This is a genomic window from Pseudanabaena sp. CCNP1317 (assembly GCF_034931345.1).
GTDB lineage: Bacteria > Cyanobacteriota > Cyanobacteriia > Pseudanabaenales > Pseudanabaenaceae > Pseudanabaena > Pseudanabaena galeata.
Window position 1 is genome coordinate 1 of record NZ_JAYGIF010000043.1, and the last position, 2,655, is coordinate 2,655.

Here is a 2,655-nt window from a genome sequence, read left to right on the forward strand (position 1 = left end):
GGCGCTCTCGACAGTGGTGGCGCTCGTCCTCGGCGGCACGCTCGCCTGGGTGGTCGAGCGCACCGAGACGCCGATGCGCAGCCTGGCGTACCTGACGACCTTCGTGTCGCTGTCGGTGCCGCTCATCATCTACGTCCCGGCCTGGATGTTCTTCCTCGGCCCCGTCGGCCCGGTCAACGCCCTCTACCGCGAGCTGACCGGCAACAGCGGCGTCATCTTCAACGTCTCGTCGATGTCCGGCATGGTGCTGATCGAGGCCTTCGGCTGGCTGCCGATGACGTTCCTGCTGTTTGCCGCAAGCTTCCGCTCGGCCAATGCCGAACTGGAAGAGGCCGCGCGCATGAGCGGGGCGACCGTATTCGGCATGATGCGCCGCGTCTCGATCCCGCTCGCCGCCCCCGCGGCACTCGCCGCCGGGCTCTTCATCTTCGTCAATGCCTTGACCGCCTTCGACGTGCCGAAGCTCGTCGGCACCGCGGCGAGCATCGATGTGCTCACCACCGACATCTACGATTCCATCCGCACCGTGCCGCCGAGCATCGGCCACGCCAGCGCCTTCTCGCTGGTGCTCACGCTTGCCGTCGCCGTGCTGATGTATTTCTACTCACGCATCAACCAGAACGCCGCCCGCTACGCCACTGTCACCGGCAAGGGCTACCGCCCGCGGCCGATCGACCTCGGCCGCTGGCGCTTTGCCGGCACCGCGCTCGTCCTCGTCAACGTCGCCATCGTCCTCGTCATTCCGCTGGCGACGCTGATGTGGGTGGCCGTCACCCCCTACGTGCGCGCCTTTTCCTTTTCGGCCTTCGATACGCTGAGCCTGGAAAACTTCATCACCGTCCTGACCGATAAGAGCTATCTCGAACTCGTCGTCAACACGATGCTGATCGCGGCGCTCGCCGCGACCGCGACGATGGCGCTGATGCTGGTGGCCGGCTGGCTAGTGGCGCGCCGGCGCGTCTACAACGTGGCGATCGACCAGCTCGCCACCCTGCCGCTGCTCCTGCCGGGCCTGGTGCTGTCGGTGGCGATGATGGACGTGGCGCTCCGCTCGCCGATCCCGCTCTACTCGACGATGACCATCGTCGTCATCGCCTTCACCATCCACTACCTGCCCTACGGCATGCGCTACGCCTTCAACGGGGCATTGCAGATCCACAACGAACTGGAGGAAGCGGCCGGCACGTCGGGCGCTTCGTGGTTCGGCTCACTCCGGCGCGTGGTGGTGCCGCTGATCCTGCCCTCGATCATCGCTGGCTGGCTCTTCGTCTTCCTGAACGCCTCGCGCAACCTGTCGACAGCGATCATCCTCGCCGGGCCCGACACCAAGACGATCGCGGTCGCCATCTTCGACCGCGCCATCAACGGCCAGTTCTCGGAAGTGGCGGCCCTCGGCCTGCTCTGGTCGGCGCTGATGAGCCTCTTCGCCATGGCCTTCTTCGTCTACGCCAGACGGCAGGCGAAGGGATCGCTCGGGCTGTAATTCCTCCGACGGGCGCTCACCCGGGGCGCCCGCCGCTTTTTAGCAGTCGTTCAGGAATTCGTTCTCGATGTCCGCGTCGCCGCTCGGCCAGTCTTCCTTCACGCTCTATCTCGCCGTCAATTTCATCTCGCTCAACGGCCTGTGGATCAACCGCATCGTCGTCGGCTGGCTCGCCTGGGCCTATACCGGTTCGGCCGCCTGGGTCGGGCTCGTCTCCTCGCTCTTGTTCGCGCCGACGCTTCTCGCCGGCCCCTTCTTTGGCGTCATCGCCGACCGCATCGACATCAAGCGCGGCGCGATGGCGACGCAGGCGATGCTGGGCGCCATCATGCTCGCCCTGCTCCTCGTCCACACCGCCGGCGCGCTCGACATCTGCGGCCTGACCGTGATCGCCTTCCTGTTCGGCCTGACCCAGAGCGCCAACCACCCGATCCGGCTTACGCTGGTGCCGCTCTTGGTGCCGCAGGAGGAGATCCCGCGGGCGATCACCGTCATCTCGATCAACTTCAACATCGCCCGGCTGATCGGCCCGGCGCTCGGCGGCTTGCTGATCGACGGTTTCAGCCCGGGGACGGCGATGCTCGTCTCGGTGCTCGCCACCCTGCCGATGCTCGTCGCCTTCCGCTTCATCAGCCCGCGCCCGCGCGCCTCGAAAGCCAAGGTTCACCGGCCGCTGATCGCCGAACTCGCCGACGGCGCCTGGCACCTCGAAGGGGTCACCCGCTATCTGGCCGGCATGCCCGCCGAATCGGTCGCGGACCTTTCGATACCGACAAATCTCAGGGCCGAGTTCCTCGGCGAATCGCTGGCGCCGGCCAACTCGATCCCGATCTACGAGCTGCCCGGGAAGATCGCCGCGGCCCGCTCCTACGGGGTTTCGGCGAACTCGTATGCGATGCAATTTCATCGCCTTATCGCTCAACCCGCGCTTCTGGCCGCGATGACGCTGATCGCGGCCATGGTGTCGTTGAAATTTGTCCGTTTCGGGCAATCCGTGGCGGTGATTTTGGGTGGCATTGGTAATCCCTATGGCGCGATCGCAGGTGCGTTAATTGTCGGTATATCTCAAGAAGTTGCTACCACTTGTCCAGTGGCATTGGGAGAACTACAGAAATACTGCATTGGCACAGAATATAAACTAGGCGTAGGTTTAGTAATTATGATTTTAGTGT

The 2,655-nt window shown here is 64.7% G+C and carries 2 protein-coding genes; both read left to right on the top strand.

Annotated features, from left to right (window positions below):
* The coding region (locus tag VB775_RS10185) for an ABC transporter permease (protein WP_323216764.1) at positions 1-1,483 on the top strand (1,483 nt) is incomplete at its 5' end.
* Positions 1,484-1,550: 67 nt separating this feature from the next.
* On the top strand, positions 1,551-2,655 hold a 1,105-nt coding region (locus VB775_RS10190), incomplete at its 3' end, for an MFS transporter (RefSeq protein ID WP_323216765.1).